Annotated in this window: 1 protein-coding gene; it reads right to left on the bottom strand. The window is 47.7% G+C overall.

Annotated elements, in window-relative coordinates:
* Positions 1–367: 367 nt before the first annotated feature.
* Positions 368–555 (bottom strand): hypothetical protein (locus Q2M23_RS43865; RefSeq protein WP_316399572.1); only part of this gene is annotated, 188 nt, incomplete at its 5' end.

Raw genomic sequence — 555 nt, forward strand, 5'->3', positions numbered from 1 at the left:
CTTGGCTCACAGAACGACATGGCTACGATCCGACTTGTGCTACCTTTAGAGGGGAGCGTTATAGGCGATAGTGGAGCCAAGCCTCATTGGCAGCGGAAGGTACCCCATTCTAAAGATGGCACCTTTCCTTTACGAGGAAAATAAGCAAAAGGTAAATCATACCTTTCAAACTGTCCAGTATTTTAAGCTGTCTCAACGGGAGATCACCTCAATTAGCGTCCGTCTGTACGACGATACGGGCAGAAAGCCTCCCTTGCGACCTGGAGGGAGGACAGCGTTAACTTTACACTTTAGAAAGCATGTACGTTAAACAAGTGCCGGCAGTTTATGGTGCGGGGGAGTTTACCCCGTATAAAGGCCCGCTATATCAGAGAGGAAGTGGTTTTTTTGGAAATCTGGCTCGATATGCTACACCACTGTTTAAACGCGCAGCACCGTATTTAAAAAAACTGCCGTAAGCGCGGCAAAAGGTATTGCTCGCAATATTTCCAAAGGCGACAGCATTGGTCGAGCTATTAAGAGAGGCGCGAAAGACACAGGAAAGGAGATCCTGAA

The sequence above is a fragment of the Bradyrhizobium sp. 33ap4 genome, assembly GCF_032654765.1.
GTDB classification, from domain to species: Bacteria; Pseudomonadota; Alphaproteobacteria; order Rhizobiales; family Xanthobacteraceae; genus Bradyrhizobium; species Bradyrhizobium australafricanum.